The 4,945-nt window shown below is 55.3% G+C and carries 6 protein-coding genes and 1 pseudogene; 4 read left to right on the plus strand and 3 right to left on the minus strand.

Annotated features, from left to right (window positions below):
* Positions 1-131: 131 nt before the first annotated feature.
* Both AAFO90_RS23865 and AAFO90_RS23870 read left to right on the plus strand, forming a co-directional pair.
* Positions 132-371, plus strand: a complete 240-nt coding sequence (locus AAFO90_RS23865; protein ID WP_347511048.1) for a hypothetical protein — start codon at positions 132-134, stop codon at positions 369-371.
* A 3-nt stretch (positions 372-374) separates the two neighbouring features.
* Positions 375-893, plus strand: a complete 519-nt coding sequence (locus tag AAFO90_RS23870) for a hypothetical protein (RefSeq protein ID WP_347511049.1) — start codon at positions 375-377, stop codon at positions 891-893.
* 118 nt (positions 894-1,011) lie between these two features.
* Here the strand turns inward: AAFO90_RS23870 and istB are convergent, their stop codons facing one another.
* Complete coding sequence (gene istB, locus AAFO90_RS23875; RefSeq protein WP_108485421.1) at positions 1,012-1,743, minus strand: IS21-like element helper ATPase IstB; 732 nt, start codon at positions 1,741-1,743, stop codon at positions 1,012-1,014.
* Positions 1,740-3,239 (minus strand): IS21 family transposase, encoded by a 1,500-nt coding sequence (istA, locus tag AAFO90_RS23880; protein ID WP_288959630.1) that lies wholly within the window; start codon positions 3,237-3,239, stop codon positions 1,740-1,742. The genes istB and istA overlap by 4 nt, the downstream gene beginning before the upstream one ends.
* Before the next feature lie 103 nt (positions 3,240-3,342).
* On the opposite strand from istA, the gene AAFO90_RS23885 reads away from it, so the two are divergent.
* Both AAFO90_RS23885 and AAFO90_RS23890 read left to right on the plus strand, forming a co-directional pair.
* Entirely contained in the window at positions 3,343-3,672 is a 330-nt protein-coding gene (locus AAFO90_RS23885; protein ID WP_347511051.1) for an ABC transporter permease subunit, read from the plus strand.
* 66 nt (positions 3,673-3,738) lie between these two features.
* Complete coding sequence (locus AAFO90_RS23890) at positions 3,739-4,095, plus strand: BlaI/MecI/CopY family transcriptional regulator (protein ID WP_347511052.1); 357 nt, start codon at positions 3,739-3,741, stop codon at positions 4,093-4,095.
* 138 nt (positions 4,096-4,233) lie between these two features.
* Here AAFO90_RS23890 and AAFO90_RS23895 read toward each other — a convergent pair.
* Positions 4,234-4,818 (minus strand): annotated as a pseudogene (locus AAFO90_RS23895) (ISKra4 family transposase); the annotation flags it as partial.
* Positions 4,819-4,945 lie beyond the last annotated feature (127 nt).

A 4,945-nucleotide genomic window follows, 5' to 3' on the forward strand; every position in this document is an offset into this window, starting at 1 on the left:
TGACACTGGAAACCGTCGCCGCGATTTGCGACACTGCTCCCATGGACCCGGCGGAAATCGCCGCCCTGTAATTGCGGCCGAGCTAAGGCCGAAGAACAAAGTTACACCAGTTCCCGGGACACAATCTGCTTATGGCTCTGCTGTTGAGAACGCTCGATAGCCTCATGATCTATACCGAAGCTTTCGCCATCAACGCGGGCGGTCCAAACGACGCGACATCGTTCCTTTCGCTTGAGCTCGGTGAGGAAATTGCAGCCTTCAACTACGGTCCCGCTGCCGCGAGGTCTGTGGTCTATTTCCTGTTTGTCCTGTCTGTGGCTTGGGTTTTTCGCATACAGATGCAACGGGGTCAGCCTGAAGGGGCGAGTTGACAGATGATCAGCGCTCGATCCCAGCATAACCCTTTGCTCTTCATCACTCGGTGCGTCGTCTTTGGGCTATTGGCAGCGTTCATCATCGGCCCGCTTTTTCAATCAATATTGATCAGTTTCACTGTGACGGTTGCTCATGACGGGTACGAACTAGGACAAAGATCTCTTCTGAACTACGCCAATATCTTCAGAGACCCAGACTTGGTCGCAGCACTTGGGAACTCGCTCACTTATGTGACAGCAAACGTCGCGATTACGATCCTTGTGTCGCTCCCAACAGCATACGCACTATCAAGGTTTCGTTTTGTAGGGGACAGACATGTTCTGCTTATGCTGCTTGCGTTCCGCATCACTCCGCCTGTGGTGCTTTCGCTTCCTGTCTTTCTTCTGTTCGCCGAGCTGAACTTGCTGAACAATCCGCTTGGGATCGCGCTGGTTCATTGCCTCTTCAATATACCGATTGCCACATGGATCCTTGAGAGCTTTATCTCTGCGGTTCCCAAGGAGTTTGACTGTCAATGAGCGTTTAAAAGTGACCCGGTTTCAGCGTTTGATTTTGACCCGCCTATTGGGTGCCAAAGCCCCCAGGCGGACCGCCCTCATATAGCGAGTCCGTCTGGGGGCTTTGCTTGCGATGCGGCTATTTTTCTCTGCGACTTTTGCTCTGAGCGAAGCGATATGACGTGTTGCCCGTTTCGATGATGGCACAGTGGTGCGTGACGCGATCCAAGAGCGCAGTTGTCATCTTGGCATCACCGAAGACAGCGACCCATTCCCCGAACTCCAAGTTGGTGGTGATGATGACGCTGGTTTTCTCGTAGAGCTTGCTGATCAGGTGGAACAGCAACGCGCCGCCGGATTTCGGGAACGGGATGTAGCCCAACTCGTCGATGATGACGCAATCCAGAGCCGACAGCTGCCGGATGATCTTCCCGGCATTGCCGTCGGCCTGTTCCTTGATCAGAGCATTGATCAGATCGACCGCGTTGAAGAAGCGGACCTTCTTGCCGTTGTTGATCAATGTGGTTCCAAGCGCGATGGCGATGTGAGTTTTGCCTGTCCCGGTTCCGCCGACCAGGATAAGGTTGTGCGCCTCTTCAGTGAACTGACCCGAGCAGAAGGGTTCGATCTGGGCCTTACTCACCGCGGCCGCGCCGTAATCGAAGGTGGCGAAGTCCTTATGATGGGGGAACTTCGCGATGCGCATTTGATACTGGATGGAACGCACCCGCCGCTCTACGGTTTCCGCGTCGATCAGTTGCTTTATCGCTGTGGTCAGACTTGGTGGCTTGCGCGCGGACAGCAAATCATGGGCGCAAGCTGCCATTCCATGCAGCCTCAAGGCGGTCAGTTGGTCGATGAGAGCGTTCATGCGGCAGCCTCCTCGGCCGAGCAGAGCGCCTCATAGCGCTTGCAGTCGGCCTCGGGCCGCACGGTCAGCTGCGGATAGACATTGCCCTCATTCAACGGCGTGATGATTGGCTCCACCAACTGGTTGATCAGATTAGTGATGGCAGGAAGGCGCAACGTGTTTTGTTCAACTGCCAATTCGCAGGCCGTCTCCACCACCTCGATTCCGTGGTCCTGGGCCAGTAGAAGCAGATCGACGAACTCCCGGTCCCCGCCTTTGCCAGCCATGTAATGCTCCCTGATCCGATGCATGGCCTCAGGCAGTTGCCAGTCCACAAAAGGGGCGCCGTCGCGCAGAGCGCCGGGCTTGCGATCCAGTAGAGGAACATAATGCCAAGGTTCAAAGTAGCTGACGTTGCGGGTGAAGCGACGCTTGTGCTCGGCAATAACGTCCTGGCCTGACACCAGCACGATCCGGCTCGCATAGGCGCGCAAGGAGACATGCTGGCCTGCAAACCGGGAAGGCACGCTATAGCGATTGCTGGCATATTGAACCAGGCAGGTGGAACGGACCCGCACCGTCTTTTCCACATAACCATCAAAAGCCCGCCCCAGGGGGCGCAGCTCGGCGCGCTCATCTTCAAAAACCTCCGCAATCGTGCGGGACGATTGTTCAGTGTGGGCGCGGCTTGCCAATTCCTCGCAGCGCAGACGCAACCAGTTGTTCAGCCCATCCAGATCATCAAAAGCTGGCATGGGAACAAACAATCGGCCTCGTAAAAAATGGACCTGGTTCTCCACCTGACCTTTCTCCCAACCCGACGCGGGGGTGCAGGCAACCGGCTCCATTACATAGTGGTTCATCAATGCCAGGAACCGAGGATGGAACACTCGGTCCTTCGAGCGGGAGACATAGGTCACCATCGTTTTGGGATTGTCGATGATCACCCGTCGCGGAACCCCGCCGTAGAAGGACAGCGCCCGTACAAAGGCATCCAACACCATTTCTTGGCTCTCGCCGGGATAGGCTACGACAAAAGGTTTGCGACTATGGCACAGGCGGAAGTGAGCAACCTTTACCTTCTGCTCGACACCACCGAGAACCACGCGCTCTTCACTCCAGTCAAACTGGAGCGCATCACCAGCAGCAAAATGCAGGGGGATAAACGCCTCTCCCGATCCAGCATCGGCACGTTTGAGGTCTCGGATAAATCGCTGAACCGGAGAATAGGACCCAGTATACCCTTCCGAGACGAGCTGTTCGTAAAGCTTCGTGGCCGTCCGCCGCTCCCGGCGCGGGCGCTTGTGATCCTGCTCGAAAAGCTCTTGGAGCCGCGCGTCAAATCCATCGCACAGCTTATGCCGGGCCGGTGGCGCTTGCCGCTGATAGCTCGGTGGACTGTCGTCCTTCAGATACTTCTTCACCGTGTTCCGCGACAAACCGGTTGCCCGCGCCACAGATCGGATGCTGCGACCCTCAACCAATATCCAACGACGGATCTTCGATACACTTTCCATCAATATCACCTGCTCATTCCTCCGCGCTATCCAGCGCGGATGCTAACGTGGCAGGTGGGTCAATTTTACTCGCTCATAACCCACCCAAGTGGGTCAATTTCGCATGCCGATTCACAAGTTTGACGAAACGGCCTTTCTCGACGGTCACTCTAGGCCCGCTTTCTTCGTCAGATTTCTAATGCCCGTGATCGCGCCTGGCGTCGGTGTGGCCTGTTTCTTCTGCTTCATATTCTCTTGGGTAGAGGTGGTTTTCGCGCGTGTTTTAACGTCCACTGGCGGCAAGCCTATCGCTATGGCCATCGAAGGTCTTTTCGGTTTCACAACAGACATTGGCTTGGTCATGGCTATGACCATTGCCTCTGTCCTTCCGGGTATTCTGTTGATCTACTTTGTTAGAGATTACATCGCCCGTGGCTTTCAGGTTCGGGCCTGACACAAGAACTTGAGGAAGACTTTGCAACGCGGACGCCCAACCAGCTCTGAAGACGCATCGAAACTGATGACTGAAGTAGAACTGGTGATCATGAGGGTTCTTTGGGCCTGCGGTGAAGGGACTGTCAAAGAGGTGGTGGAGAAACTACCGCAAGAAGAAAAGAGGAAACTCACAACGGTCGCTACCTTCTTAAAAATCATGGGCGACAAGGGCTTCGTAACGAGTAGGATGACGGGTCGGAGTTTGACGTACTGCCCGTCGGTCGATCTAGAAGACTACCAGCTGACAACGCTCAGGGATCTTCGCGAACGTCTCTTTGACGGCTCTGCGATAGATCTAGTGGAACGATGCCTCGATATCTTCGATCTCGGCCGTGTAGAGCTTGAACAACTGCTATTTCTCATAGAAAAGAGAGAAAAATAGGTCAGCAAGCCTGACTTACTTAACATAATAAACCTTATGGGGTCGAGTCCGGCTGAGGGCAGAAAACCCCTCTAAGCAGTTTTGGGCCTCTTTATCCGCCATCGATACTCGCCTGTGGGAGTGGGCAAAAGCTGGTGGTCAAGCGGCGCGCTTTGAGACGCCTAGCCTTCCGTCAAGAACAGCAGCCCGAGTAACGGCAACCCGATGCGCGCCCCGTGGTGACCATCTCATGCGCCGACGTTTGCCCATGCGGGTGTTGCCGATGTCATCAACACAGCCCTCTGCTCGGGACGATGAAACAGCGAGGCCAGTTCGGTGTCGATGGCCGTAATCAACGAGCGCGTCGAAGTTGTTCGCAAGGTAGGAATAAAGGTCCTGGCACCGAGCTCTGACGCGCTTGGCCGCTTCTCGTGATTCTCGGCTTTCGGCGTGCAGACGATCGCAGTCGATCTGAAGAACTTTGAGGATTGTCGCGGCGGTCATCACTTTGCCGTGCCAAAGGTACCAACGCAATGTATCGGCAGGTCGCTCGAAGAGGAGCGGCAACCCTGAGAATTCCTTCGATTGCAGAAGCCCCCGCACCGCATTTTCGATGTGCTTGACCCGCATCGAGATATGCCACCAGTCCAGTATGTGGGTGACTGGACCTCGAACGGCACGCCTCACCAAATTCGGCAGAGCAGGTTCGCCATCTGAGATCACGGTTACTTTGCTCTGACCGTCCCTGAACCGCCCCGGGTTTGCCGGAGAGTTTTTTGTTCAAAACTTAGGCGACGTGATCAAGAGCGTTTATGCTTGCGTAGAAAGTTTCCTCCACTTCTTGCGGCGGCCGATAGCCGATGGCGCCATG

Source organism: Phaeobacter sp. CAU 1743 (assembly GCF_039839315.1).
GTDB classification, from domain to species: domain Bacteria; phylum Pseudomonadota; class Alphaproteobacteria; order Rhodobacterales; family Rhodobacteraceae; genus Phycobacter; species Phycobacter gallaeciensis_A.

Bases quoted from the DNA above. Each gene is read 5' to 3' on its own strand.
- AAFO90_RS23885 (WP_347511051.1), top strand. From the start codon at position 3,343: ATGCCGATTCACAAGTTTGACGAAACGGCCTTTCTCGACGGTCACTCT.
- istA (WP_288959630.1), bottom strand. From the start codon at position 3,239: ATGGAAAGTGTATCGAAGATCCGTCGTTGGATATTGGTTGAGGGTCGC.
- AAFO90_RS23890 (WP_347511052.1), top strand. From the start codon at position 3,739: ATGACTGAAGTAGAACTGGTGATCATGAGGGTTCTTTGGGCCTGCGGT.
- AAFO90_RS23865 (WP_347511048.1), top strand. From the start codon at position 132: ATGGCTCTGCTGTTGAGAACGCTCGATAGCCTCATGATCTATACCGAA.
- AAFO90_RS23870 (WP_347511049.1), top strand. From the start codon at position 375: ATGATCAGCGCTCGATCCCAGCATAACCCTTTGCTCTTCATCACTCGG.
- istB (WP_108485421.1), bottom strand. From the start codon at position 1,743: ATGAACGCTCTCATCGACCAACTGACCGCCTTGAGGCTGCATGGAATG.